The organism is Burkholderia sp. Bp8986 (assembly GCF_003854225.1).
Lineage (GTDB): Bacteria > Pseudomonadota > Gammaproteobacteria > Burkholderiales > Burkholderiaceae > Burkholderia.
In genome coordinates this window covers 61,263-87,695 of sequence record NZ_QTQM01000032.1, presented here as the reverse complement: position 1 = coordinate 87,695, position 26,433 = coordinate 61,263, and the positions used below count along the sequence as shown (strand labels likewise).

Below are 26,433 nucleotides of genomic sequence, written 5' to 3'. Positions count from 1 at the left end.
ATGCAATCGAGTTCACCTGGACCGGCTGGTAGTCGATGACGATGAACGCCGCGTTCTGCGGGGTGAGCAGGTGGTCGCTCGCGGGATCGCGAATCGGTTCGCTTGCCATGGTTGCCTCCAGAAACAGGACAGGAAGTGAGAGAAATCCCGAGGATCCAGGGTGGGCGGCCGCGGCGTCGGGATCGTCGTCGCGGCGGGGCGCCCGTGCTGTCGCACACGTCCGATGCGGTGCGCGCGGCGGGCGAATGCTCCAAGCTTAGTCAATCGATTCGGCGCGCGAGGCACCCGTCGGGGAAAGTCTCGGTCGCGTTCGCGCAATCGATCCCCCATCGAAGAACGATGCTATGCGCGCAACAACCGGGTTTCCAGTCCCGTAGAATGCCGTCAGTGTTCTATGGGTGGAACAATCATGGATGACCTGAACGACCTCTACTATTTCGTGAAGGTGGTCGAGCACGGCGGCTTCACGCAGGCGGGGCGGGCGCTGGATGTCCCGAAGTCGACGCTGAGCCGGCGCATCGCCGCGCTGGAAGCGCACTACGACGTGCGGCTGCTGCAGCGGACGACGCGTCATTTCACGGTCACGGAAACCGGCCGCGAATTCTACGAACGCTGCCTCGCGGTGCTGGTCGAGGCCGACGCGGCGCGCGAGGTGATCGAGCGCCGGCACGCGGAGCCGCGCGGGATCGTCCGCTTGAGCTGCCCGACCGCGCTGCTCGAATATCGCGTGAGCGAGCTCGTCGCGCGCTTCATGGCGATCCATCCGGCGGTACACGTGCATCTCGAGGCGACGAACCGCCGGGTCGACCTGCTGAGCGAAGGCTTCGACCTGGCGCTGCGCGTGCGTTTCCCACCGCTGGAGGACAGCGACCTCGTGATGCGGATTCTCGGCGACAGCCCGCAGCGGCTGGTGGCCGCGCCGCAGTGGCTGGCCGGACGCACGGTGCCGGCCGACCCGGCCGAGCTGGCCGGCGAGCCGAGCCTCGACTGGGGGCCGCCGCGGCAGCACGTGTGGCAGCTGGTCGGGCCGAACGGCGAGCAGGCGCAGCTGCGCCATCATCCGCGCTACATCTCCGACGACATGCACGCGTTGCGCGACGCGGCGATTCATGGCGTCGGCATCGTCCAGTTGCCGTGCATGGTCATCGAGGACGACCTGCGCGACGGCACGCTGATCGACGTGCTGCCGGGGTGGGCGCCGAAGGGCGGCGTGATTCACGCGGTGTTCCCGTCCCGGCGCGGGCTCCTGCCGCGCGTGCGGCTGCTGATCGACTTCCTCGCCGAACACATCCGCAAGGACTGACGGCGGTGGGGCGCCGTCATCGGACGGCGCCTTTCGATCACGCCTTCCGCGCCGTCAGTGATGCTTGCGGATCTGCACCTGCACCTTTCCGTCGCGGATCGGCATCACATCGGGGCTGTCGTCGCCGACTTCGCTCGCGATCAGGTCGTTCAGCCGGCCGTTCATCGCGAGCAGCAGCTCGCCTTGCTGCTTGCGGTCCCGCGCGAGATTGTGCATTTCGGCCGGATCGTTCGTGACGTCGAACAGCTCGACGTCGTTGCGCGCGAACAGGTCCTCCAGCGTCGTCGGCCGGTTGAACTCGAGCGGCGAGAAATAGCGCGTGAACCGATAACGGCCGTCGTACACGCTGCGGATCGTGCCGCGCAGCCGGAAGTCGGGCTGCTGCGCGAGCGCGCGACGCAGCAGCGCGTCTTCGGGCACGCTTTTTTGCCGCAGCGCGGTCAGCTCCTTGAGCATCCATTCGCTGTCGTAGTAGAGCAGCATCGCGTAGTTGAACAGCGTGGCGTCGCGTGCCGCGTGCAGCTTCGCGTCGGCCGGCTTCGCGAGCCAGCGCGTGAGGTCGTGGCCCTTGAGCGCGTCGCCGCGGATCGACGCGGAGCGCGCGGTGTCGATGCCGGTCAGCCCGAGCAGCGTCGGCGCGATATCGATGTGCGACGTCAGCGCATCGCACTGCGTGCCGCCCGGATACGCGGGATGGCGGATCACGAGCGGCACGTGGTTCTGCGGCTGATACGCGGTCGCGCCCTTGCCGACGAGCTGGTGGGCGCCGACGTGATCGCCGTGGTCGGCCGTCATCACGACGATCGTGCGCTCGTCGAGGCCGAGCGACTGCAACGACTGCAGCAGGCGCACGACGTGCGTGTCGCAGTCGCGGATGCAATTGAAGTAGTTATCCTGGTAAATGCGCAGGCGTTCGTCGGTGAACGGATAGCGGCCGACGAGGTTCGCATGCGCGGCATTGAATATCCCGTGCGCGGCCGGTCGTCCGGGCGCGTCGTACGGCTGCCGGCGCGACGCCGCGAGCGGCACGTCGCGCCACGACGTGCGATACAGCGCGTCGTCGGGCGGTGGCGCGTTGCCGAGCATCGGATGGTTCGCGTCCTGCACGGCCGAGCCGTTCGTGTCGGTGTTCACGAACATCACGTCGTGCGGATTGACGAGGTTCACCGCGAGGAACCACGGCTTGCCTTCCTTCTCGAGCCGCGGCGCATGGTTGCGCATCCAGCTCACCGCGGCCTCGGTCGTGATGCCATCGTATTGATAGCCGCCGCGCACCATCCCGATCAGATCGCCGACGCCGAAGTAGTCGTCGAAGCCGTACGCGCGGATCGTGCGGTTGTAGTCGGCCACCGGCGCGGTGTACGGGCTCGTGGTTTCGTGCATCGTCGCGCTCAGGTGCCACTTGCCGAGATACGCGGCGTAGTAGCCGGCGTCGCGCAGCATGTGGCCGACGGTGCGCACGTCCGGCGACATGTCCTTCTGCCAGGGCATGCCCGCGTTGTCGAGCACGCCGGTGTGCTGGATGTGCTGTCCGGTGTAGACGGTGGAGCGCGACGGCGAGCACACGCACGCGGCAATCTGGTGGCGCGTGAACGTGATGCCGTCGCGGCGCAGCGCTTCGCGGCCCGGCGCGGGAAACGGCCAGCGGTCGAAGTGGCGCTCCTGGTCGGTCAGGATGAACAGGATGTTGTAGCCGGCGGGCGGCGCGGCGGGTGCCGTCGCCGCGCCGTGAAACGCGGGCGCGGGCCCGGCGTCGCCGCTTGCCGCGGCTGCCGCGGCTGCCGGGGCGGCCGGCACCGCGTTGGCCGTGCGAGCGTCCGCGCCGAAACCGGCCGCCGCGACCGCCGCGCCGGCGAGCTTGAGGAACTGGCGCCGGGCCGCGGGTGCGCCGGCGGTGGGGTCCTGATCGTCTTTCACGTCGTCGTCTCCTGTTCGTGCCGGCGCGCGCCGGGGGTTTTCATGCCGACGACTATGCGGCACGATCGCGTATCGATCGATGAAAGATCGCGATCGATCGATAACCCCCGGAACATGAATGACGGAGATGTCAGTGACTTTCGCGACCCGCGGCCCGGGCGGCCGCCTTGCGCCGGACCCGCTCGCGCCGCCCGGCGCGCCGGCCCACGACCCGCGCATCGCGCAGGCGCTGCGCCGGCTGCGGCTGCGCGACCTCGAGACGCTCGACGCGCTCGCCCGCACGCGCAGCTTCGCGCGCACGGCCGAGGCCGCGTCGATCACGCAGCCGGCGCTGTCGAAGTGGCTGCGCGAACTCGAGGCGTCGCTCGGCCTGCTGCTGTTCGAGCGCACGTCGCGCCGCGTCGCGCCGACCGCGTACGGCGATGCGCTGCTCGAATGCATCGGCCGCGTGCTGACCGACTTGCGCGGCGTCGCGCCCGCGTTCGACGCGTTGCGCACCGGCGCCGGCCGCCCGGTGTCGATCGGCCTGCTGCCGAACATGGCGCCGCAACTGATTCCGGGCGTGCTCGCCTGGCTGCGCGACGCGGGGCGCGCGGTGCAGCTCAACGTTCGCGAGGACACGCTCGACCGGATGCTCGCGCAGGCGCAGCGCCACGAACTCGACCTGCTGGTGTGCCGGCTCGACGTGTCGGCGCTGCGCGCAGGGCTCGACATCGCGCCGCTCTATCGCGACGACATGATCGTCGTGTGCGGGCCGCGCCATCCGCTGCTGCGGCGCCCGCGAGTCGGCTGGCGCGACGCGGCGGCGTTTCCGTGGATCGCGCCGCCGCTCGGCTCGCCGGCGCGCACGGCGCTCGATGCCGAGTTCGCGAAGGCGGGCCTCGCGCCGCCGGTCGTGATGATGGAATCGGTGTCATGGCAGACCAACCGCGCGGTCGCCGAACAGACGCCGTGCCTGTTCGTGCAGTCGGCCCGCGCGTTCGGCATGGCGGCGGCCGCCGGCGAGCGTGTCGGCCGCTTGCCGCTGAAGCTGTCGACGATGCCCGACACGGTCGGCGCGCTGTTCGCGGCGCCGGCGGGCACGTCGGTGGCGGCCGCGATCGACGCGCTGAAGGCGGTCACGCGCGAGCCGCCGGGCGGGCACGCGTGAGGCGCCGCGCGCGCCACCCGTCTGATGAATCGGGCGCCGCCACGCGCGTCGCCGCGCATGCGGGGCGCGACCGCGCGTAAGCCCTGATGCACGCGGATGCGCGGGGCCGCGCGGATTGGTGTTAAATGTATTTTGGTACGCGTCGCGACGCGCGCTCTTGGGGACGCACCGGGCTCTCGTAAACCCGGAGCGATGAAAAAACGGCACGAAGAATCGCTACGAATCGGGCGCATCAGACCCGGTCGAACTGACGGCAGGATTCATCTTGAATACCGAACCGCAAAGTTCTCGCTACAGTCTCGGCCTCGCAGCGGAAGTGCTCGCATCCGAGCAAAGCGTGCTGAGGCTGATCACACGCAATACACCACTGCCGGAACTGCTCGTCGAGGTCTGCCGGCGCGCCGAGGCGCTGCTCGGCGACGGCGCGTCGTGCACGATCCTGCTGCTCGACGCGGACGGCGTGCACGTGCACGTCGGTGCCGCGCCGTCGCTGCCCGTGCAGTACAGCGCGGCGATCGACGGCGCATCGATCGGGCCCGCCGCGGGCTCGTGCGGCACGGCGATGTACGAGCGCCGGATGATCGCCGTCGAAGACATCGAAACCGATCCGCTGTGGGCCGCCTACCGTTCGTTCGCGTTGCCGCACGGCCTGCGCGCGTGCTGGTCGGTGCCGTTCCTGGACGATACGGGCACCGTGCTCGGCGCATTCGCCGTCTATCACCGTACGCCGCGGCGGCCCACCGACACCGAAACCGACCTGCTGCGCGATATCGGCAACAGCGTCGGCCTCGCGGTGCACCAGGACTGGATCGCGCGGCAGCTCGCGCGCAGCGAGGAACATCACCGCCTGGTCGTCAACAGCCTGAACGAAGGGATTCTCGTGGTGTCGCGCGACGGCATGGTGATCGCGAGCAATCCGAGCGCGAACCGGATGATGCGTGCGAAGGGCGACCTCGTCGGCCGCCGGCTGTCGACGGTGATCCTGTACAAGCTGCGCGAGGACGGCACACCGCTCGCCCCCGACGACTGGCCGAGCCGGCTCGCGTTCACCACGGCCATGCCGCAGCTCGACTACTCGGTCGGCTTCGGGCTCGCCGACGGCGACGTCATCTGGGTGCGCGGCAACGCGGTGCCGATCGTGAAACCGGGCGAGACGCAGCCCGAATCGGTGCTCGTGTCGTTTCACGATATCGGCCCCGTGCGCGAAGCGCAGCAGCAACTGCGCTACCTGGCGACGCGCGACGCGCTGACGGGCCTCTACAACCGGCGCTGGCTCTCCGAACGGATGCGCGAGCTGTTCGGCGCGCGCGAGGCGGCGGCCGGGCCTGCGCATGTCGCGATCCTGTTCCTCGATCTCGTCGGCTTCAAGAAGGTCAACGACACGGCCGGCCACGAGGCCGGCGACGCGCTCTTGCGCAGCGTCGCGGCGCGCCTCGCGGCCTGCGCGGGCGGGCGCCACGCGCTCACGCGCGTCGGCGGCGACGAGTTCGTGATCCTCGTCGACCACTGCGACGATCCCGACGAGCTGGCCGTGCTCGCGCGCGAGGTGATCGACACGATCGCGCAGCCGTTCGAGATCGCGAACAACGAATACTGGCTCGGCGTGTCGATCGGCATCAGCGTCGCGCCGCGCGACGGCGACGATTCGGTCACGCTGATGCGCAACGCCGACTCCGCGATGTACGACGCGAAGCAGCGCGGCCGCAACCACTTCACGTTCTTCACCGCGCAGCTGAACCAGCGCCTGCAGCGCCGCTTCGCGATCGAGCAGTCGCTGCGGCGCGCGTTCTCGTCGGACATGCTGCGGCTCGCGTACCAGCCGGTCGTCGACGCGCGCAGCGGCCGCACGGTCGGCGCCGAAGCGTTGCTGCGCTGGACGAGCCCCGAACTCGGGCCGATGTCGCCGGCGGAATTCATTCCGGTCGCGGAAGATACCGGGCTGATCGTCGCGATCGGCCAGTGGGTGCTCGAAACGGCCTGCCGGCAGGCCGCCGAATGGCGCCGCACGATCGCGCCCGACCTGACGCTCGCGGTCAACCTGTCGCCGCGGCAGTTCCACGAGGGGCTCGTCGAGTCGGTCTACCACTGCCTCGCGCAGACGCAGCTCGATCCGGGGGCGCTCGAACTGGAGATTACCGAAGGACTGCTGATGAACGACACGGACACCGTGCTGCCGATGCTCGAAGCGCTCACGGACATGAACGTGCGGATCTCGGTCGACGATTTCGGCACCGGCTACTCGTCGCTCGCCTACCTGAAGCGTTTCCCGCTGCACAACCTGAAGGTCGACCGTTCGTTCGTATCGGGCGTGCCCGATCATCGCGACTCGGTCGCGATCACGCAGGCCGTCGTCGCGATGGCGCATTCCCTCGGGATGAAGGTCACAGCCGAAGGCGTCGAGACCCAGGCGCAGTCGTGGTTCCTGCAGCAGATCGGCTGCGACATGCAGCAGGGCTACCTGTTCGGCCGGCCGCTCGATCCGACCGATTACGCGCGCCGGCTCGTCACCGTGTAGGCGTTCAGGCGAAACCGCCGCCGGCCGGCGGAACCGGGGGCGCCGGCGGCGCGTCGATCTCGACGCGATTCTTGCCGTCGTGCTTCGCGCGATACAGCGCGCGATCGGCCGCCTCGATCAGAGCGGTGGTCGGCAGGCCGGGGGCCGGCACGATGCTCGCGCCGCCGATGCTGATCGTCACGTAGCGGCCCGTCGACGCGTGCACATGCTCGAGCCGCAGCGACTCGACCGCGAGGCGGATCTTCTCGCCGAGCAGCCGCGCGGCGCCCGGCGACGTGGCCGGCATCACGACCGCGAACTCCTCGCCGCCGAAACGCGCGGCGAGATCGCCGGATTGCCCGAGACAGCGTTCGATGGTCGTCGCGACCTGCTTGAGCACGCTGTCGCCCGACACGTGGCCGTACGTGTCGTTGTACAGCTTGAAGTTGTCGACGTCGATCATCAGCAGCGACAGTTCGCTGCGCTCGCGCGTGCCGCGCCGCCATTCGGCGGCCAGGTATTCGTCGAGATAGCGGCGGTTCGACAGCCCGGTCAAGCCGTCCGAGTGCGTGAGGCGCCGCAGTTCGAGATTGGCCTCGAGCAGTTGCTGCTGCGATTGCCGCAGCGCGCGGTAGGCCTCGTCGCGCTGCAGCAGGTTCATGTACGAGCGCGAGTGATAGCGGATCCGCGCGACCAGCTCGATGCGGTCGGGCAGTTTCACGAGATAGTCGTTCGCGCCGGCCGCGAACGCGGCGCTCTTGATCACCGGCTCTTCCTGCGTCGACAGCACGATGATCGGCACGTCACGCGTCGCCGGATTCGCGCGGTATGCCTTCACGAGGCTCAGCCCGTCGATGCCGGGCATCACGAGATCCTGCAGGATCACGGTCGGCCGCGTCTCGATCGCGGTCGCCAGCGCGTCGTCCGAGCGCGGGCAGTAGTGGAAGTCGATGCCGTCCTCGTCGACGAGCGCGCGCCGAATGGCTTCCGCGACGATCGTCTGGTCGTCGACGAGCAGGACCATCGCGGGGGTGTCGGCGTGCGGCGTGGGCGGCACGTGCAAGGCGTCGAACGCCGCCTGCAGGCTGCCGGGCGGGCGGGTGAGGTCGCTGGTCATGATTGATGCAGGGTCGCGCCATGGCTGCGACGGGTGGGACAGGGTTTCATTGGGTTCAGATTCGCGCGAGTGCCGCCAGCTCGCCCGCGATGCGCTCGAGCGGCAGGATCGCGCGGGCCGCGCCGAGCGTCGCGGCCGCCTTCGGCATGCCGTAGACGGCGCTGGTCGCCTCGTCCTGCGCGATCGTGTGATAGCCCTTCATCCGCAGGGCCTTCAGGCCGATCGCGCCGTCGCGTCCCATGCCGGTCAGCAGCACGCCGATCACGCGGCCCGGCCAGTGCTCGGTCAGGCTGTTGAAGAACACGTCGACCGACGGCCGGTACGGCGTGGCGGCCGGTTCGCGCGTGTATTCGAGCGTGCCGGTGCGCGTGATGCGCAGGTGATCGTCGGTCGCCGCGAGCAGCGCGACGCCCGGCTGCGGGCGGTCGCCTTCGTGCGCGACGCGCACGGTCAGCGGCGTCTGGCCGTCGAGCCATTGCGCCATGCCTTCGGCGAACGCGCGATCGACGTGCTGGACGATCACGATCGGCGCGCTGAAGTCGGCCGGCAGGCTGCCGAGGATCGACGCGAGCGCGCCGGGGCCGCCGGCGGACGCGCCGATCGCGATCAGCGGGCCGCCGCCCGTGCGCGAGGCCGTGCCGGCCGCGCGGACACCGCCGGGCGCGTCGAGCAGGCGGCCGATCTGGTCGATCTTGGCGAGCAGCAGCCGCGCGGTGTCGCCGGCCGCGTCTTCGCCGAGGCGAGGCGTATCGACCGCGTCGAGCGCGCCGGCACCCATCGCTTCGAACACGCGCCATGCGTTCGCGCCGATGCAGCTCGTCACGATCAGGATCGCGCACGGGCGGGCGGAACGCATGATCCGCCGCGTCGCCTCGATCCCGTCGCACTTCGGCATGACCAGGTCCATCAGCACGACGTCGGGCGGTTGCGCGGCGCACAGTTCGACGGCTTGCGCGCCGTCGGTCGCGACCCACAGCACGCGATGCTCGGGCCGGCGCGCGAGCGCGCGGCGCATCGCCTCGACGGCAAGCGGGAGGTCGTTGACGATGCCGATATTCACAAGCGGGATGCTCCGGTCGGTTCGTAGTGTTGGGTATGGGCCGGGTTCATGAAAGGCAGTGCCGGTTCGGCGCCGCCGAACGGCATCGGCGGGCGCGCGGCACGGAATTCTTTTCGATTGGCGACGTCCGCATGCTGTCATGCGGCGCGAGCGGCGGCAATCGAAAAAATTGCGCATTGCGTCGTTTCAGACCCTTTTCTCTATTCCGGGGCGACATTTTTTGCCGCCCGCGAAGGCGGACGGCGATCTGCGGGACGATGCGGCAGTGCGGAAACCCGTTGCCGGCGCGTTCGTTTCGGCGGGAAACGGGCGGGCGCATGCGCGGGCATCGGCGAGCCGGCCGCGCAGGCCGGCGCACCGCGCCCGGGGCGCGTTCAGTCGATCAATGGCTGCGCGCGTACCCCTGGATCAGCGCGCGCATCATCCCTTCGACGGTTGCGTCGAGCAGGTCGGCCTCCTGCTCCGATTCCTCGACGAGCGCGGCATAGGCGGTCGCGAGCGTCACGCGGTCGACTTCGTGGCGTTGTTCCATCAGCGTCACCATCCCGTCCTTCGCCAGATGAGCGGAGAACGCGCGGCTGCCGATGGTCTGGAATACGTCAATCATGGCGGCTCTCCCGAACGTTGCCGATGCCTTCCAGTTTAGTCGGCGCACCGGCGCTCCGCCATGCGCGGCGGGCGCGCGGGCCGCCCGCGGTTCGCGCGGCGCAAGCGTGCATGCCGCGCGCGCCGCCGTTGCCGCCCGCTGCCGACCGCTCGGGCCGCACACGGTCGAAACACCGCTGACACACCGCTGGCACACGGCTGACATACGGCAGGCACAAGGCCGGCGCACGGTAGTACCGGTTTCAACGTTTGGCCGAAGCCTTAAATTGTCGACTTTTTATCGATAAAATCCGGTGTTGGATTTTGCGGCCTGAACCCGGTCGAAACCGGGCGGACAGCACGTCGTCACGGCGCCGCGCATCCAACACAAGGAGGAGCAATGCTGGTGCTGATTGGCGTGCCGATCGTCGTGATCGGTTTCGCGCTGCGCTTCAACGCGCTGCTGGTGGCGACGATCGCGGGCCTCGCGACGGGGATGGCGGGCGGGATGCGATCCTCGGCGCGATCGGGATGCTGAGCGGCTTCTGCGGTACGCTGATGACGCCGATGGCCGCGAACTTCAACATCGTGCCGGCCGCGCGGCTCGAACTGAAGGACAAGAACGGCGTGATCGAGGCGCAGTGGCCGACCGCCGTGCTGCTGCTGGCCGTCAACACGCTGCTGATGTACGCGTTCGTATTCCGCTTCTGACGAGATGCCCATGACCGACCGACTGACCCCCGAACTCGCCTCGAAATTCGCGTCGCTCGCGCTCGCGCACCTGACCCGCGAATATCCGAACAGGCTCACCCATTCGCTCGAAGGCCCGCACGACGTGCAGGGGCCGCGCGCATTGCACCCGATCTTCTACGGCAGCTACGACTGGCATTCGTGCGTGCACGGCTACTGGCTCGTGCTGCGCGTGCTCGAACGCTATCCGGCGCTGGCGGAAGCCGAGCGGATCATCGCCGTCGTCGACGCGCATTTCACCGACGCGAACGTCGTCGGCGAACGCGCGTACCTCGCGCTGCCGCACAACAGCGGCTTCGAGCGGCCGTACGGATGGGCGTGGCTGCTGGCGCTGTCCGCGCAGCTGGAGCGGCTCGCGCTGAAGGGCGTGGTGCCGCAGGCCGCCCGCTGGGCGAAGACGATCGCGCCGCTCGCCGACCTGTTCGTCGCGCGCTTCGAGACCTTCCTGCCGAAGGCGACCTATCCGCTACGGGTCGGCACGCACTTCAACACCGCGTTCGCACTGGCGCTCGCACTCGACTTCGCGCGCGCGACGCAGCGCGACGGGCTCGCGGCGCTGATCGTCGATACCGCGAGACGCTGGCACCTGAACGATGTCGCGTGCCAGGCGTGGGAGCCGTCGGGCGACGAGTTCCTGTCGCCCGCGCTGATGGAGGCGGAGCTGATGCGGCGCGTGCTGCCGGCGGCCGAATTCGACGGCTGGTTCGCGCGTTTCCTGCCGGATCTCGCGCGCGGCGAGCCGGCGACGCTGTTCGTGCCGGCGACGGTCAGCGACCGCAGCGACGGCAAGATCGCGCATCTGGACGGCTTGAACCTGAGCCGCGCGTGGTGCCAGCGCGCGCTGGCCGGCGCGCTGCCGGCAGACGATGCACGGCGCGCGAGGCTGCTCGATGCGGCCGACCGGCATCTCGCGAGCGCGCTCGCGCACGTGGCCGGCGATTACATGGGCGAGCACTGGCTCGCGACGTTCGCGCTGCTGGCGATCGAAGGCTCCGTGTACTGAATCTGTCAGGTTTTCGTGGGGGCCGATGGCTTTGCATCCGGCGCAATACCACTTTCCACCGGCCGACCGGCTCGCCCCCGCGGCAGACTCGATACACTGCCGTACCGGTTGCACGGGCCCCGGCATTCAGGCCCCGACGAAGGAGACAAGACAGATGGACACCCAACGCGCAGCGGTCGTGACGTACCGCGGCAAGGCGATCGAGAACAAACACGTCGCCGACGTGGCGGTGGTGGATGCCGGCGGCAAGCTGCTGTTCCGGCTCGGCGATCCGTACCGGATGACGCTCGCGCGCTCGGCGGCGAAGCCGGCCCAGGCGCTGTCCGTGATCGAGACGGGCGCGCCCGAGCGGTTCGGTTTCGACGACGCGGACATCGCGTTGATGTGCGCGTCGCACAGCAGCGAGGAGCGGCACATCGCGCGCACGCGGGCGATGCTGGAGAAGGTCGACGCGCAGGAGTCGGATCTGCGGTGCGGCGGGCATGCGCCGCTGTCGGACGCGGTGTACCGGTCGTGGATCAAGCGCGACTACACGCCGACCGGCGTCTGCAGCAACTGTTCGGGCAAGCATGTCGGGATGCTGGCCGGCGCGCGGGCGATCGGCGCCGCGATCGCCGACTACCATCTGCCGGAGCATCCGATGCAGGTGCGCGTGAAGCAGGTGGTCGCCAACGCGTGCGGCCTGCGCGACGACGAGGTCGACTGGGCGATCGACGGCTGCAACCTGCCGACGCCGGCGTTCCCGCTCGATCGACTCGCGCGTCTTTACGCATCGCTGGCCGACGGCGTGGATACGGTGGCAGCCGGCGGCGCCGCGGCGACCGGTCGCGTGCGTGCGCTGGCGCGCATTCATCATGCGATGACGGCTCATCCGGAGCTGGTCGCCGGGGAAGGGCGCTACTGCACGGTGCTGATGGATGCGTTCGACGGGCAGGTCGTCGGCAAGCTCGGTGCGGATGCGTGCTACGGGATCGGCGTACGCGCATCGGCGCGCACGCGGGCGCTCGGCGCCGACGGCGCGCTCGGCCTCTCGGTGAAGATCGAGGACGGCAACATCGACGTGCTGTACATGATGGTCAGCGAACTGCTCGAGCGTCTGCAGATCGGCACGGACGCGCAGCGCGCGCGGCTCGCCGCGTTCCACCGGCCGCGGATGCTGAACACGCAGGGTGTCGAGATCGGGCACGCGACGTTCCCGTTCGAATTGCAGCCGGCCTGACGGGCGTCGGCGCACCGATGCCGAGGGCCGCGGTGCGCAGCGGCGCCGCGTTGCCGGCCGGCGCGACGGCAGCCGCTACGCGCCCGCGTCGCGAATCTTCGCCAGCTCGACTTCCGACAGCTCGCCGATGTGCGCGAGATGCTCCATGAGGAAGTCCTTCAGCACGCGCAGCTTCGCCGAGCTGCGCCGGTTCGACAGATACGCGATGTAGATGTAGTCGCCCGTCAGCTTGTTCTGCAGCCGGTAGCGCGGCAGCACGGCTTCGAGCCGACCGCTCGCGAGCAGGTCGCGCACCAGCCAGATCTCGAATTCGGCGATGCCGAGCCCCGCGCAGGTCGCATCCAGCAGCAGTTCCGAATGATCGGTGACGAGGTTGCCGGCCGGCAGCACGCTGTGCCGCGCGTCGCCGCGCACGAGCTCCCAGCGCGGATCGCCTTCCGGGTGTACGTAGCGCAGGCAGTTGTGATGCCGCAGGTCGTCCGGCGTCGCGGGGCGCCCGCAGCGGTCGAGATAGCCGGGCGTCGCGCACAGGATGCTGTCGTTGCGCGACAACCGGTGGACGACCAGGTTGTCCAGGTAGTTCTCGCCCTCGTGAATGTCGAGGTCGAAGCCGCCGGCGACGAGGTCGTTGTGGTTGTCGGTGAGCCGCACGTCGAGCTGGATCGTCGGGTAGCGTGCGAGAAACGGCGCGATCAGCGGCGCGAGGTGGCGGCGGCCGAACCCGACCGGCGCGGTGAGCTTCAGCGGGCCGCTCGGCTGCGAATTGAGCTCGGCGACGACGCGCAGCGTGTCGTCGAGATCGGCGATCAGCGTGACCGCGCGTTCCAGGTAGATGTGGCCGGCCTCGGTCAGCGTCACGCTGTGCGTCGAGCGATGCAGCAGCGCGACGCCGAGCGCGTCCTCGATCGCCGTGATCTTGCGCGCGACGGTGGACGTCGATACGTGCATCTCCTTCGCGACCGCGGAAAAACTCCCCATTTCGACGACCCGTACGAACGCGCGCATCGCGCCGAGGTGATCGATGCCGGTGTCTCTTGCCATTGTTTTCATTCGTCTCTCGCTGTTGCGTCCCACGCAAAACCGCTTTCGATAATACAGAGGCGAGCTTCTTTATGCAAAGGCATAGAATGCGATCCCGTCGCACGGGGAAGCGGTGAACGCAGCCGCGTTGCCGCGGCGGCACGAGACATTTCAGGAGGGGCACCCATGACGGAAAACGGCTTCCGCGTCGAAGCGGATCTCTTAGGGAAACGAAGCATTCCGGATTCGGCGTACTACGGCGTCCATACGCTGCGCGCGAAGGAGAACTTCGACATTTCGGGGCGCACGATCGCGTCGCTGCCGTATCTCGTCATGGCGCTCGCGGCGGTGAAGGAAGCCGCGGCCGACGCGAACTGCGAGCTCGGGCTGCTGCCGCACGCGTATCGCGACGCGATCGCCGCCGCCTGTGTCGAGATCCGCGAAGGCCGCCTGCACGACCAGTTCGTGGTCGACATCATCCAGGGCGGGGCCGGCACGTCGACCAACATGAACGCCAACGAGGTGATCTGCAACCGCGCGCTCGAGATCATGGGGCACGCACGCGGGCAGTACGAATACCTGCATCCCAACGAGCACGTCAACCTCGCGCAGAGCACGAACGACGTCTACCCGACCGCGATCCGGATCGCGACCTGCTTCGCGGTCGAGCATCTGCTCGACGCGATGGCGCGCCTGCGCGATGCGTTCGCGGAGAAGGCCGACGCGTTCTCGGATCTGTTGAAGCTCGGCCGCACGCAGTTGCAGGACGCCGTGCCGATGACGCTCGGCCAGGAGTTCTCGACCTACGCGGTGATGGTGACGGAAGACATCGCGCGCCTGCAGGAAGCCGGCTTGCTGATGCGCGAGATCAATCTCGGCGCGACCGCGATCGGCACCGGCATCACCGCGCATCCGCAGTACGCGGAGAAGGCGCTGGCCGCGCTGCGCCGGATCACCGGCCTGGACCTGAGCACCGCGCCGAACCTGATCGAGGCGACGCAGGACTGCGGCGCGTTCGTGCAGGTCTCCGGCGTGCTGAAGCGGATCGCGGTCAAGCTGTCGAAGATCTGCAACGACCTGCGGCTGCTGTCGAGCGGCCCGCGTGCCGGCTTCGGCGAAATCAACCTGCCGCCGGTGCAGGCCGGCTCGTCGATCATGCCGGGCAAGGTGAACCCGGTGATTCCGGAAGTCGTGAACCAGGTTGCGTTCGAAGTGTTCGGCAACGACCTGACTGTGACCTTCGCCGCCGAGGCCGGCCAGCTTCAGCTCAACGCGTTCGAGCCGGTGATCGCGAGCGCGCTGTTCCGCAGCTTCGGCCATCTGACGGCCGCCTGCACGACGCTCGCGGACCGCTGCGTGAGCGGAATCACCGCGAACCCCGAGCGCTTGCGCGAAACGATGGAGCGGTCGGTCGCGCTCGCGACCGCGCTGAACCCGTACATCGGCTACAAGCGCGCGACCGCCGTGGCCGCCGAGGCGCACGCGAGCGGCAAGTCGATCCGCGAAGTCGTGCTCGATCGCCAGCTGATGACCGCCGCGCAACTGGACGAGGCGCTGCAGCCCGAAGCGCTGATCCGTCCGCGCGCGTACTGATTCCGGCCGCGCGGCGCCGGCGCCTGCCGCCGGCGGCCCGCGCGCGGCCGTTCCCGAGCGCCCGTCGACGGGCGCGACACATCAAGAAACGGAGACACACCATGAAGCACGCCAGCGAGCGCGCGGCCGACCCGGCCGGCGGCGCGGACCCCCGTCACGCCGATCGCGATGCGATGTTCGCGTCGCACGAGGCCGGCTATGCGCAGCACCTGAAGCCCCGACACGTGCAGATGATCGCGATGGGCGGTGCGATCGGCACCGGCCTCTTTCTCGGCGCAGGCGGCCGCCTGCAGAGCGCGGGTCCCGCGCTGGCCGTCGTGTATCTCGTGTGCGGCGCATTCGCCTTCCTGATCATGCGCGCACTCGGCGAGCTCGTGATGCACCGGCCGACGAGCGGCTCGTTCGTGTCGTACGCACGGGAGTTCATGGGCGAGCGCGCGTCGTTCGTCGCGGGCTGGATGTACTACCTGAACTGGGCGACCACCGGCATCGTCGACATCACCGCGGTGGCGATCTACATGAAGTACTGGGCCGTGTTCACCGACGTGCCGCAGTGGGTGTTCGCGCTCGGCGCGCTGGGGATCGTGTCGGTGATGAACATGATCGGCGTAAAGGTGTTCGGCGAGATGGAGTTCTGGTTCTCGATCGTCAAGGTGGGGACGCTCGCGCTGTTCCTCGCGGTCGGCGCCGTGTTTCTCGCGAGCGGCCATCCGGTTGCCGGGCAGATGCCGGGGCTGCACCTGATCGCGGATCACGGCGGGATCTTTCCGCACGGGATCCTGCCGGCGGTGCTGATCGTGCAGGGCGTCGTGTTCGCGTATGCGAGCATCGAGCTCGTCGGCGTCGCGGCGGGCGAGACCGCCGATGCGCGCAAGGTGCTGCCGAAGGCGATCAACAGCGTGATGTGGCGCATCGCGCTGTTCTACGTCGGCTCCGTCGTGCTGCTGACGATGCTGCTGCCGTGGACCGCGTACAGCGCGCACGAAAGCCCGTTCGTCACGTTCTTCAGCAAGCTCGGCGTGCCGTACGTCGGCACGGTGATGAACGTCGTGGTGCTGACCGCCGCGCTGTCGAGCCTGAACTCCGGCCTCTATTCGACCGGGCGCGTGCTGCGTTCGCTCGCGATGGGCGGCTCGGCGCCGCGCTTCGTGTCGCGGATGAACGCGCGCGGCGTGCCGTACGGCGGGATCCTGGTCACGGTCGCGGTCAATGCGATCGGCGTGCCGCTGAATTACATCGTGCCGGCGCAGGCGTTCGAGATCGTGCTGAACATGGCGTCGCTCGGGATCATCACGACCTGGGGCTTCATCGTGATGTGCCAGATCCTGTTCCGCCGTGCTGTCAATCGCGGCGAGCTGAGCCCCGTGTCGTTCCGGATGCCCGGCGCGCCGTTCACGTCGTGGCTCACGCTCGGGTTCCTGGTCAGCGTGCTGGTGCTGATGGCGTTCGATTACCCGGGCGGCACGTGGACCGTCGCGATGATTCCGGTGGTCGTGCTCGCGCTGGTGGTCGGCTGGAAGCTGGCCAAGCGCGGTGCCGCGCGAGAGGCTGCTGCCGAGGCTGGCGTGCCGATCGTTGCCGATCCGGCGAGCAACGTCTGACGGCAGGCCCGGGCGGGCGACCGCCCGGTGCGATCAATTCAACCCGGCGCGTGCGCCGACCCAGCGGCTGAAGTCGCCGGCCATCTGCGCGGTCAGCTCGTGGCCGGCGTCATAGAGCTGCGTGTCGTGCGCGACGCCGAGCGCGGTCAGTTTCGCGTCGGCCGTGTTCGCCCACGCGACCGGCAGCTTGTCGTCGAAGCGGCCGTGCATCACCAGCGCGTGCAGCGGGCTCAATGCATCGCGCGACGCGATCAGCGGATCGATCTCCGGCAGGATGCGCCCGCACAGCACCGCGAACGCGGCGACGTCGGCCGGCGAGGTGAGACCGACGCTCGCGCTCATGATGCCGCCCTGGCTGAAGCCGGCGATCACGGTCGGCAAGGCGGCGGGTTCGTTCCCGGTGTCCCGTGCGCACAACGCGCGCAGCAGCGCGATCAACTGCACACGGCTCGCCTCCGCGCGGGCCGCATCGATTTCCGGGCCGTTCGGGCCGAAGCGCACCGGAAACCACGCGTGCTGGCCGGGGCCGAACGTCAGCGGCCCGCGCACGAACGCGATTTCGACGCGCGGATCGATCGTGCCGGCCAGGTTCAGCAGGTTGGTTTCGTTGCCGCCGACGCCGTGCAGCAGCAACAGGCGGCCCGCGGGGCGGCCGGCGGCCGGGCGCAGCCGGTAGTGGAGGCCGGATTCGGGGTCGGTGGTCAGCGGCAGGACATCGGTCATTGCGTGGGTCCGGTGGGGAAGTGATCCGACAGTCTAGAACGTGCGGGCGGGGAGATGAATCGCCGGATGGTGATTGATTGTTTCCTGATGGGAATGAATGTGGAGCCGGAATGTCCGATATTGGGTACGGCTACGCGTGTTCCGTCGCGAGCAAATTTCCCGAAAGGCGACCGTTCATCACCAATATGTCGACCGCACGACTCGCCGCCGCGACCCACAGTTGGCAAAATATCCACGCTTTGTCGATGCATGGAGTGCCGAGATGGAGACCGCCAGGATTTTCGAGCATGATGGATCGCAGGCTGTTTGCTTGCCGAAGGATTTCCGCTTCGATACCACGGAGGTCCGGATTCGGCGGCACGGCGCGTCTGTCATCCTCGAGCCCGTGCCGCAAGGCTGGGCGTGGTTGATGCCACTGATCGGCCCGGTTGATGCCGATTTCGAGGAGGCTTCGACAAGCGCGCCCGCCGCTCATGAACGCTCCGGGCCGGACGTGTTCGAATGAAGTTTCTGCTGGATATCACCGCAACCGGATCACCGTCGACTTCAACTCCGTGTACTTCTCCAGCGCGTGCAATGAGTTGTCGCGCCCGTTGCCCGATTCCTTGAAGCCGCCGAACGGGAAGTTCATGTCGTCGGTTTCCTCGTAGCCGTTCACCCACACCGTGCCGGCCCGCAGCCGCCGCGCGGTTTCGTGCGCGGTCGTCAGGTTCGCGGTCCACACCGACGCCGCGAGCCCATAACGCGTGTCGTTCGCGAGCGCGACGGCCGTATCGAGATCGTCGAACGCCGTCACCGCCAGCACCGGCCCGAAAATCTCCTCGCGCACGATCCGCGCATCGGCCCGCGGACAGTCGAACACGGTCGGCTCGACGTACTGGCCGCCGCTCGCGGCGCGCGCGCGCCGGCCGCCCGCGAGCAGCGTCGCCTCGTCGCGGCCGGCATCGACGTAGCCGAGCACGCGCTCGACCTGGGCGGCGTCGATCAGGCTGCCCATCCGCGTGTCGGGCGACAGCGGATCGCCGGGCGCATACTCGGGCGCGATCGCGAGCACGCGCGCGACCAGTTCGTCGCGGATCGCGCGATGGACGAGCAGGCGCGAACCCGCCGTGCACATCTGCCCGGTGTTGTAGAACACCGCATGCGCGACGGTGCGCGCCGCGCGTTCGAGATCGGGGCAATCGGGCAGCACGATCTGTGGCGACTTGCCGCCGAGTTCGAGCCATACGCGCTTCAGGTTCGAATCGGCCGCGCAGCGCGCGACTTTATGGCCGACCGCGGTCGAGCCGGTAAACGCGATGCAGTCGACGTCCGGATGCCGCGCGAGCGCTTCGCCTGCATCGCCGAACCCCGGCAGCACGTTCAGCACGCCGGCCGGCAGCCCGGCCTGCACGGCCAGCGCGGCGAGCCGCAGCGCGCTCAGCGGTGACTTCTCGGACGGCTTGAGCACGACGCTGTTGCCGGCCGCGAGCGCGGGCGCGCATTTCCACATCGCGATCATCGCGGGGAAATTCCACGGCACGACAGCCGCGACCACGCCGATCGGCTCGCGCGTGACGAGCCCGACGAGATGCGCGTCGGCCGGCGCGACCTCGCCGCCGGTCTTGTCGATCGCCTCGGCGAACCACTCGGCGCAATACGCGGTGGACGGGATGTCGATCGTGGTCGTATCGCCGATCGGCTTGCCGGTGTCGAGCGTTTCGAGCAGCGCGAGATCGTTCGCGTGCTCGCGGATCAACGCGGCCCAGCGCAGCAGCACGCGCTTGCGTTCGCGCGGCGATGCGTCGCGCCAGATGCCACTTTCGAACGCGCGCCGCGCGGCGGCGACCGCGAGGTCGGCGTCGGCCGCGCGGCAATGCGCGACCTGCGCGAGCACGCGGCCGTCGATCGGGCTCGTGCATGTGAAGGTGGCGCCGTCGTGCGCGTCGCGGAACGTGCCGTCCACGAACGCGCGGGAAGCGATGTCGAGCTGGCCGGCGCGGCTGCGCCAGGCGTCGTGCGTCTGCATGGGAAAACTCCGTCGTGGTTCGGCTTGGTCAGCGGGAAGTGGAAGCAGCGGAAGCAGCAGGGGCCGCGCGGCGGATCGCGATCGCACGGCCCGCGTGCGGCTCGCGCGGCGCGCGCGCATGCTCGGCGTGAATCGCGTCGAGATGCCGGCGGATCGCGTCCGGAAACGGCGCCGAGCGTTTCGCGCGCATGTCCACGTGCGTGAGCAGCTGTTCGCCGGTCGCGAGTTGCGCGCCGGTCGTCGCGTGATGCATCGAATGGAACACGTGCAGCCGGCGATCGTCCAGGTCGAGCAGCCGCACCGTGAGCCGCAGCGGCTCGCCGAGCATCGCTTCGCGCAGGTGGCGGATATGCGTTTCCGCGGAATAGATCGAGCAGCCGGCGTCGCGATAGTCGTCGTCGATGCCGAAGTAGCGGAAGAACGCATCGCTGCTGTCGCCGAACACGAGCAGGTAGCACGACTCGCTCATGTGGCCGTTGTAGTCGACCCACTCGGGCTGCACGATGCAGCGATGCAGTTCGAGCGGCGTCGCGATCGGCGCGGCCGGGTCGTACGGGCGCGACTTCTGTCCTTCGTAGGCCGAGCGCAGGCGCGGCTCGGCGGCGGGGCTGAGGGTGGTCGTCATCCAGTGCACTCCGAGGTTCGGAACGGGCCCGCACGTCGTCCGCGGGGCTGCCGGTCGATGTTATGACGGGTTGAACGTTTTTTCAATAATGAAATCGCCGATGGGTGTAAACACCGGTGCAGCTGCTCTCGTCAATCGATTGAACATTCATTCAGCAAAACCTATACTCGCCAGCGCCGCGGTGCCGAAGCGAAGCAGGCGGGCGGCGTTCACGCACAACGAAAATCGAGCCGCCGCGCGCGGCAACCGGAGACACCGAAAATGAAGAAGCGCTTCCTGCTGGCCGGCATGATGTCGGTGATGGTCCACGGCTACGCCCATGCCCAGAGCAGCGTGTCGCTGTACGGGATCATCGACGGCGGCATCACCTACGTGAACAACACGGGCGGCGCGCATGCGTACCTGTTCGACGACGGCGTGTCGTACGGCAACCGCGTCGGCCTGATGGGCACCGAGGATCTCGGCGGCGGCAACAAGGCGGTGTTCAAGCTCGAGAGCGGCTTCCGGCTCGGCACCGGCAGGCTGAACCAGGGTGGCGCGATGTTCGGGCGGCAGGCGTACGTCGGGCTCGGCAACGACTGGGGCACGCTGACGTTCGGTAATCAGTACGACTTCGCATTCGACTTCACGGCCGCGTACAACGTCAGCGCGTTCGGCAGCGGCTACGGCGTGCATCTCGGCGATTTCGACCGCCAGAGCGGGGACCGGCTGCAGAACGCGGTGAAATTCGTCAGCAACAGCTTCCACGGGCTCGTGGTCGGCGGCATGTATTCGTTCAGCAACGACGCGGGCAGCTTCCATGACGGGAGCGCATGGAGCGTGGGCGCGAGCTACACGCACGGCGATTTCTCGGCGGGCGGCAACTACACGCGGCTCAACGCGCCACGCCGGCTTGCCGCGCTCGATCCGTATGCGCAGATGGGCGTGCGGACGATGCTCGGGCAGACGGTCGCGACGGTCGACCCGGCGACGGGCGCCGTCACCGACCTGCACGATTCGACGCCGTTCTCGATCGATTCGCAATCGATCTTCGGTGTCGGCGCGTCGTACACGTTCGGCAAGCTGACGCTGAACGCGGACTTCAGCAACACGACGTTCAAGGGCTACGGACAATCGTCGACGATGCGCGTGTACGAAGCGGGCGGCCTGTACCAGGCGACCGTGCCGCTGTCGCTCGTCGCCGGCTATCAGTACACGACGTTCGAAGGTCATCACTGGCACGAAGTCGCGCTCGGCGCGCATTACGCGCTGTCGAAGCGCATCGACGTGTATGCGGCGGTCGACTGGATGCGTGCATCGAACGGCGTCGACGCGGTGATCGGCTACAGCTTCACGCCGTCGACGAGCCGCACGCAGGCCGCCGCGCGCATCGGCATGCGGCACAATTTCTGATCCTCACTCGCTCCCGGGCCGGGTTCGGCCGGCCCCGTCGATCATGTCCGATCCTTCCTTGAACGGCGACGTCGTCGCCGCGCTGCGCGACGCACTCGGCGCCGATTGCGTCAGCGTGGGCGACGCCATCGGCGCGCGTCATTTCACGAACTACGGCGAAGCGGCCGGCCCGCGGCCGCGTGCGTTGGTGCGGCCGCGCAGCGTCGACGATGTGAGCCGCGCGCTCGCGATCTGCACCGCGCATCGTCAGACGGTCGTGCCGCAGGGCGGAATGACGGGGCTCGCGGCCGGCGCCGGGCCGGCTGCGCAGGACGTCGTGCTGTCGCTCGAACGCATGAAGGGCGTCGTCGAGATCGATGCGGACGCGGCCACCGTCACCACATGGGCCGGCACGACGCTGCAGGAGCTGCAGCAGGCAGTGGACGACGCAGGATTCGCGCTCGGCATCGATCTCGGCGCGCGCGGCTCGTGCCAGATCGGTGGCAACGTCGCGACCAATGCGGGCGGCAATCGCGTGATCCGCTACGGTACGACGCGCGAGCAGGTACTCGGCCTCGAGGTCGTGCTGGCCGACGGCACCGTGCTGAGTTCGCTGAACAAGATGCTGAAGAACAACGCGGGTTACGACCTGCGGCAGATTTTCGTTGGCAGCGAAGGCACGCTCGGCGTCATCACGCGCGTCGTGCTGCGGCTCCATCCGCGGCTCGCCGCACCATCCACCGCGTTGTGCGCGGTGCGCGATACGGCGGCGGCGCTCGCGCTGCTGCGCGACGCGCGTGCCGCATGCGCGGACTTGCTGAGCTTCGAGGCGATGTGGCCGGCGTTCTACGGCTACGTGTGCGCGCATACGCCCGGCACGCGCGCGCCGCTGCCGGCGGACGGCGGCGTCAAGGTGCTGATCGAATGCGCGAGCGGCGATGCCGCGCAGACGGCCGAACGGTTCGAAGCGGTGCTGGCCGACTGGCTCGAACGCGGGCTGATCGACGATGCGGCGCTCGCGCAGACCGCGGCCGATGCGCAGGCCTTCTGGACGGTGCGCGAAGGGCTCGCGATCGACGATCTCCCCGGCGTCGTCAATTTCGACGTCGGCATTCCGCCGCGCGCGACGGAGAAGTTCATCGATGCGTGCGAGCGCGCGCTGAACGCACGCTGGCCCGGGGCGCACGTGTTCTTCTTCGGCCACCTCGGCGACAGCAACCTGCATGTGTGCGTTTCCGCGCCGTATGCGACGGGCGAGGGCGCGCACGACGTCGACGCGGTGTTGTATCCGCTCGTGCGCGATGCGGGCGGCTCGGTGTCGGCCGAGCACGGGATTGGCCGCTACAAGCGCGACTGGCTCGGTTGTTCGCGCAGCGACGTCGAGATCGCCGCGATGCGACGTCTCAAGCATGCATTCGATCCGTTCGGACTTCTGAATCCCGGCAAGGTGATCTGAACGGCGGAGCGTTCTTCGCTTTCGACGGACGGCTCGGCAATCAGGCAGCGGCCCGCTCGCGCATCACGCAAGCGGGCCGCCGCGTTTCAGGCCGGCATCACGCGTCGAGCCGCACCAGCGCATCGACGGCCACCGCACCGCGTTCCATCACCAGCAGCGGATTGACGTCGAGTTCGACGAGCGTGTCGGCATGCGCCTGTGCGAAGCGTGCGATCGCCATCACGTTCGCGACGACCGCATCGAGATCGGCCTTCGGCTGCCCGCGATAGCCGGTCAGCAGCGGGCCGAGCTTCAACCCGAGCAGTGCGTCGCGCACGTCGCTTTCGCGCACCGGCAGCAGCAGCGTCGCGGTGTCGCGGATCAGTTCGACCAGCACGCCGCCGGTGCCGAGCACCAGCGCGAGACCGAAATTCGGCTCGCGCTTCACGCCGACGATCAGCTCGAGCAGCGGCGCGTCGGCCATCTTCTCGACGAGGATGCGTTCGACGTGCACATCCGGCGCATGACGCGCGACCTGTTCGGTCATTCGCACCACGGCCGCGGCGACGGCTTCGGGCGAGCCGAGCTTCAGCGCGACCGCGCCGGCCTCGGTCTTGTGCGGCAGGCGATCGCTGACCACTTTCACGCAGACCGGAAAGCCGAGCCGCTGCGCGGCGGCCGGCGCATCGGCGGGCGCGACGCATTCGGCCGGCGGCACGTCGAGCCCGTGCGCGGCCAGCATCCGCTTGCTCGCCCATTCGTCGTGCAGCGTCGCGGTGCCGTGGCCGCCGTCGCCCGCGCGCAGCACCGGCAGCGCGTTCAGCGCGTCGGCGTCGAGCACGCGGCGGCGCGTGTCGCCGTAGGCCATCGCCGCGCCGATCGCAGCGATCCCGTCGGCCAGCCCCTGCAGCGGCGCGACGCCGGCGGCGGCCATGCGAGCCGCGTGATCGGGCGGCGTCAGGTCCGGAAACACCGAAATCACGGCGCCGACCACGCCGTGCTGGCGTGCGGACGCCGCGAACGCGTCCGCGGCGATATCGCACAGCGGCCGCTCGCCGGTCGCTTCCTGCGGATAGTCGAGGATCATCGCGGCGGCGCCCGGGCGATCGGCGAGCAGCGCGTCGCAGCACGCGCGCATCTTGTCGGGGTCGCCCCACGGCGTGGTCGTGAAGTCGAGCGGGTTCGCGATCGTCGCGTACGCGGGCAGCACGTTGCCGAGCGCGTCGCGGCCGGCATCGCCGACCGGCGGAAAAGCGATGCCGCGCGCTTCGCCGAGATCGGCGACGAGCCCCGCATCGCCGCCGGACGTCGCCAGCGCGGCGAGCGTTCGGCGCTCGGGCACGCCTGCGATCGCGAGCAGCTTCAACGTCTCGACGAGGCCGACCGGGTCCTTCACGCGAATCACGCCGAGCCGCCGGAACAGCGCGTCGTACAGCGCGTCCGAGCCCGCGAGCGAACTCGTGTGGCTCATCGCGAGCTGCGCGCCGAGCGTCGACGTGCCGCTCTTCAGCGCGACGATCGGCACGCCGCGCGCGAGCGCGCGGGCCGCGGCCTCGCTGAACGCGCGCACGTCCTTCAGCCCTTCGAGGTGCACGCCGATCGCGCGGATGCGCGGATCGTCGACGAACGCATCGACGAGGCGCGCGATGTCGACCGACGCCTGGTTGCCGACGCTCGCGAGATACGCGAACGGCACCGAGCGCGCGCTCATCGACAGGTTGTATGCGAGGTTGCCGCTCTGAGTGATCACCGCGACGCCCGATTCGACGCGCGGCGCGCAATGCGCGACCGGCCACAGCGCGCTGCCGTTCAGCCCGTTGATCAGGCCGTAGCAATTCGGGCCGAGCACGGCCATGTCGCCGGCCGCGTCGACCAGCGCCTGCTGCAGCGCGGCGCCGTCGGCGCCCGTTTCGGAGAAACCCGACGCGTAGACGATCGCGCCGCCGGCGCCGCGTGCGGCGAGCGCGCGCACGACGTCGATCGCCTGGCGCGCGGGCACCGCGACGAACACGGCGTCCGGCGCGGCGGGCAGGTCGGCGACGCTCGCATGGCAGCGCACGCCGTCGATCTCCGCATGATTCGGATTGACGAGCCGGATGTCGCCGGCATAGCCGTAATCGCGACAGCGCTGCACGGCGCCCGCGATGCCGCGTCCGCCGACGAACGCGATGCTGGCCGGGTCGAGCAGCCGGCGCAGATTGGTCGCCGCGGCCGCGCGGTGATCCCTGACTGCGGGAGAGGAAGTCATGAAAGGTCCTTTCGGAAGTCGCGCCGGACGCGCCGGCGCGACGATTCACGTCAGCTGTAGCGTCGGAGGATTTCCTTGGACAGGATATGGCGCTGGATCTCGGACGTGCCTTCCCAGATGCGCTCGATGCGCGCATCGCGCCAGAAGCGCTCGATCGGAAGTTCGTCCATCAGCCCCATGCCGCCGTAGATCTGCACCGCGTGATCGGTCACGCGGCCGAGCGTCTCGGTCGCGAGCAGCTTCGCGAGTGCGGCGTCGCCGTCGGTCATCGTGCCCTGGTCGAGCTTCTGCGCGGTGTACAGCGTGACGAGTTCCGCCGCGCGGATCTCGGTCTGCATGTCCGCGAGCTTGAACGACGTGCCCTGGAAGTCGCCGATGCGCTTGCCGAACTGATGACGCGTCGCGGCCCATTCGGCGGCCATCTCGAACGCACGCTGCGCGCGGCCGATGTTGTTCGCGGCGACCATCACGCGGCCGGCCGTCAGCCAGTCGTTCGCGAGCTCGAAGCCGCGATGCTCTTCGCCGAGGATCTGCGCGGCGCTCACGCGGCAGTCGGAGAGGAAGATCTCCGACTGGTGATAGCCGCGCAGGCTCGTGCAGTGCGGGCCGCGCCGCACGGTCATGCCCGGCGTGTCCTTGTCGATCAGGAAGCAGGTCACGCGCTTGCGCTTCTGGCCGCGCACTTCCTCCTCGCCGGTGACGGCGAACAGGATCACGAAGTCGGCCGTGTCCGCATGACTGATGAAGTGCTTGCTGCCGTTGATCACGTAGTCGTCACCGTCGCGCACCGCGCGCGTGCGGATGCCCATCGCGTCGGAGCCGGCGCCCGGCTCGGTCAGCGCGAAGCAGTCGACGCGCTCGCCGCGCACGGCCGGCTTCAGGTAGCGCTCGACCTGGTCGCCCTTGCACGCCATCAGGATCTTGCTCGGCCGCGCGACGAACACGTGCAGCGCCCAGCTCGTGCGGCCGAGCTCGCGTTCGACGAGCGCCTGCGTCACGTAGTCGAGCCCCGGGCCGCCGGCGCTCTCGGGCATGTTGAACGCATAGAAGCCGAGCTCGAGCGACTTGCGGCGGATCGAGTCGGCGAGTTCTGGCGGCACGTCGTCCGCGCGATCGACCGCGAATTCATGAGGCTGCAGTTCCTTCTCGACGAACTGACGCAGCGACGTCACCAGCATTTCCTGCTCTTGGGTCAGCGAAAAATCCATCGA

Annotated in this window: 20 protein-coding genes and 3 pseudogenes; 12 read left to right on the top strand and 11 right to left on the bottom strand. The window is 69.1% G+C overall.

Annotation, left to right across the window (positions count from 1 at the left end):
• Positions 1-109: pseudogene (locus DID99_RS25365) on the bottom strand (hydrolase); the annotation flags it as partial.
• Between the two features lie 300 nt (positions 110-409).
• On the opposite strand from DID99_RS25365, the gene DID99_RS25360 reads away from it, so the two are divergent.
• A complete protein-coding gene (locus tag DID99_RS25360; protein WP_124488879.1) occupies positions 410-1,303 on the top strand; it encodes a LysR substrate-binding domain-containing protein in 894 nt (297 codons plus the stop codon).
• A gap of 54 nt (positions 1,304-1,357) precedes the next feature.
• On the opposite strand, the gene DID99_RS25355 is transcribed toward DID99_RS25360, so the two are convergent.
• Positions 1,358-3,220, bottom strand: a complete 1,863-nt coding sequence (locus DID99_RS25355; protein ID WP_124667718.1) for a sulfatase-like hydrolase/transferase — start codon at positions 3,218-3,220, stop codon at positions 1,358-1,360.
• 127 nt (positions 3,221-3,347) lie between these two features.
• On the opposite strand from DID99_RS25355, the gene DID99_RS25350 reads away from it, so the two are divergent.
• The gene (locus DID99_RS25350; protein ID WP_260434444.1) at positions 3,348-4,370 is read left to right on the top strand and encodes a LysR family transcriptional regulator; all 1,023 of its coding nucleotides are present in this window, start codon (positions 3,348-3,350) and stop codon (positions 4,368-4,370) included.
• Between the two features lie 265 nt (positions 4,371-4,635).
• Positions 4,636-6,885, top strand: coding sequence for a bifunctional diguanylate cyclase/phosphodiesterase (locus DID99_RS25345; protein ID WP_124522980.1), 2,250 nt, complete (start codon positions 4,636-4,638; stop codon positions 6,883-6,885).
• Positions 6,886-6,889: 4 nt separating this feature from the next.
• On the opposite strand, the gene DID99_RS25340 is transcribed toward DID99_RS25345, so the two are convergent.
• From DID99_RS25340 to DID99_RS25330, 3 genes are all read right to left on the bottom strand, one after another.
• Positions 6,890-7,981 (bottom strand): diguanylate cyclase domain-containing protein, encoded by a 1,092-nt coding sequence (locus tag DID99_RS25340; protein WP_124488875.1) that lies wholly within the window; start codon positions 7,979-7,981, stop codon positions 6,890-6,892.
• A gap of 55 nt (positions 7,982-8,036) precedes the next feature.
• Entirely contained in the window at positions 8,037-9,041 is a 1,005-nt protein-coding gene (locus tag DID99_RS25335; RefSeq protein WP_044843909.1) for a chemotaxis response regulator protein-glutamate methylesterase, read from the bottom strand.
• Between the two features lie 382 nt (positions 9,042-9,423).
• A complete protein-coding gene (locus DID99_RS25330; RefSeq protein ID WP_039357299.1) occupies positions 9,424-9,648 on the bottom strand; it encodes a hypothetical protein in 225 nt (74 codons plus the stop codon).
• A 378-nt stretch (positions 9,649-10,026) separates the two neighbouring features.
• Between DID99_RS25330 and DID99_RS25325 the strand changes: the two are divergent.
• From DID99_RS25325 to DID99_RS25310, 4 genes and pseudogenes are all read left to right on the top strand, one after another.
• Positions 10,027-10,137, top strand: a pseudogene (locus DID99_RS25325) (5-oxoproline transporter, DUF969 family subunit); the annotation flags it as partial.
• Positions 10,128-10,337 (top strand): annotated as a pseudogene (locus tag DID99_RS25320) (5-oxoproline transporter, DUF979 family subunit); the annotation flags it as partial. The pseudogenes DID99_RS25325 and DID99_RS25320, both read left to right, overlap by 10 nt.
• A gap of 10 nt (positions 10,338-10,347) precedes the next feature.
• Complete coding sequence (locus DID99_RS25315; RefSeq protein ID WP_124667716.1) at positions 10,348-11,379, top strand: DUF2891 domain-containing protein; 1,032 nt, start codon at positions 10,348-10,350, stop codon at positions 11,377-11,379.
• Positions 11,380-11,533: 154 nt separating this feature from the next.
• Positions 11,534-12,598: an asparaginase gene (locus tag DID99_RS25310; RefSeq protein ID WP_124667715.1), complete on the top strand. Its 1,065-nt coding sequence runs from the start codon at positions 11,534-11,536 to the stop codon at positions 12,596-12,598.
• A gap of 75 nt (positions 12,599-12,673) precedes the next feature.
• Here the strand turns inward: DID99_RS25310 and DID99_RS25305 are convergent, their stop codons facing one another.
• Entirely contained in the window at positions 12,674-13,648 is a 975-nt protein-coding gene (locus DID99_RS25305; RefSeq protein WP_044843913.1) for a LysR family transcriptional regulator, read from the bottom strand.
• A 156-nt stretch (positions 13,649-13,804) separates the two neighbouring features.
• On the opposite strand from DID99_RS25305, the gene aspA reads away from it, so the two are divergent.
• Together aspA and DID99_RS25295 are read left to right on the top strand one after the other, a co-directional pair.
• Positions 13,805-15,211, top strand: coding sequence for an aspartate ammonia-lyase (aspA, locus tag DID99_RS25300; protein WP_124488871.1), 1,407 nt, complete (start codon positions 13,805-13,807; stop codon positions 15,209-15,211).
• 101 nt (positions 15,212-15,312) lie between these two features.
• Entirely contained in the window at positions 15,313-16,812 is a 1,500-nt protein-coding gene (locus DID99_RS25295) for an amino acid permease (RefSeq protein WP_044843915.1), read from the top strand.
• A 33-nt stretch (positions 16,813-16,845) separates the two neighbouring features.
• On the opposite strand, the gene DID99_RS25290 is transcribed toward DID99_RS25295, so the two are convergent.
• The gene (locus DID99_RS25290; protein WP_124667714.1) at positions 16,846-17,535 is read right to left on the bottom strand and encodes an alpha/beta hydrolase; all 690 of its coding nucleotides are present in this window, start codon (positions 17,533-17,535) and stop codon (positions 16,846-16,848) included.
• Positions 17,536-17,797: 262 nt separating this feature from the next.
• Between DID99_RS25290 and DID99_RS25285 the strand changes: the two genes are divergently transcribed.
• On the top strand, positions 17,798-18,040 hold the full coding sequence (locus DID99_RS25285) for an antitoxin (protein ID WP_124667720.1): 243 nt from the start codon (positions 17,798-17,800) through the stop codon (positions 18,038-18,040).
• A 15-nt stretch (positions 18,041-18,055) separates the two neighbouring features.
• Here the strand turns inward: DID99_RS25285 and DID99_RS25280 are convergent, their stop codons facing one another.
• On the bottom strand, positions 18,056-19,543 hold the full coding sequence (locus DID99_RS25280; protein ID WP_044843918.1) for an aldehyde dehydrogenase: 1,488 nt from the start codon (positions 19,541-19,543) through the stop codon (positions 18,056-18,058).
• Between the two features lie 28 nt (positions 19,544-19,571).
• On the bottom strand, positions 19,572-20,168 hold the full coding sequence (locus DID99_RS25275) for a thioesterase family protein (RefSeq protein WP_124522968.1): 597 nt from the start codon (positions 20,166-20,168) through the stop codon (positions 19,572-19,574).
• A gap of 261 nt (positions 20,169-20,429) precedes the next feature.
• Between DID99_RS25275 and DID99_RS25270 the strand changes: the two genes are divergently transcribed.
• Together DID99_RS25270 and DID99_RS25265 are read left to right on the top strand one after the other, a co-directional pair.
• On the top strand, positions 20,430-21,560 hold the full coding sequence (locus tag DID99_RS25270; RefSeq protein WP_124667713.1) for a porin: 1,131 nt from the start codon (positions 20,430-20,432) through the stop codon (positions 21,558-21,560).
• 43 nt (positions 21,561-21,603) lie between these two features.
• A complete protein-coding gene (locus tag DID99_RS25265; protein WP_124667712.1) occupies positions 21,604-22,995 on the top strand; it encodes an FAD-binding oxidoreductase in 1,392 nt (463 codons plus the stop codon).
• Positions 22,996-23,092: 97 nt separating this feature from the next.
• On the opposite strand, the gene DID99_RS25260 is transcribed toward DID99_RS25265, so the two are convergent.
• The gene (locus DID99_RS25260; RefSeq protein WP_124667711.1) at positions 23,093-25,222 is read right to left on the bottom strand and encodes an acetate--CoA ligase family protein; all 2,130 of its coding nucleotides are present in this window, start codon (positions 25,220-25,222) and stop codon (positions 23,093-23,095) included.
• Positions 25,223-25,272: 50 nt separating this feature from the next.
• Positions 25,273-26,430: an acyl-CoA dehydrogenase family protein gene (locus DID99_RS25255; protein WP_044843923.1), complete on the bottom strand. Its 1,158-nt coding sequence runs from the start codon at positions 26,428-26,430 to the stop codon at positions 25,273-25,275.
• Positions 26,431-26,433: the final 3 nt, after the last annotated feature.